Origin of the sequence: Vogesella mureinivorans, from assembly GCF_007644035.1 — a bacterium.
GTDB lineage: Bacteria > Pseudomonadota > Gammaproteobacteria > Burkholderiales > Chromobacteriaceae > Vogesella > Vogesella mureinivorans.
Genome location: NZ_VMTV02001159.1, coordinates 1 through 262, shown reverse-complemented (window position 1 = coordinate 262; position 262 = coordinate 1). Strand labels below are relative to the sequence as shown.

Here is a 262-nt window from a genome sequence, read left to right as displayed (position 1 = left end):
AGAGCCTGACGCGGCCATCCAGCTTCTTCTCAAGGTCGACGAGATCAAGCTCGCCGTTCTGCAGGATCTCGACCGGCAGCACGGTGGCGCCGGTGCGTTCGGCGATCAGCTGCCAAGGCACAAGGTTGGCGTGATGCTCCATGCGGCTGGCGAGGATCACATCGCCAGCCTGCAGCTTGGGCAGCAGATAGCTGTAGGCGACCAGGTTGATGGCCTGGGTGGTGCCGGAAGTGAACACCAGCTCGTCGCTGCGAACGTTCAG

1 protein-coding gene is annotated in these 262 nt (G+C 63.0%); it reads right to left on the bottom strand.

The genetic code is table 11. The features are described 5' to 3' along the window. Window positions 1-262 (bottom strand): aminotransferase class V-fold PLP-dependent enzyme (locus tag FLQ44_RS23310; protein ID WP_147696226.1); only part of this gene is annotated, 262 nt, incomplete at both ends.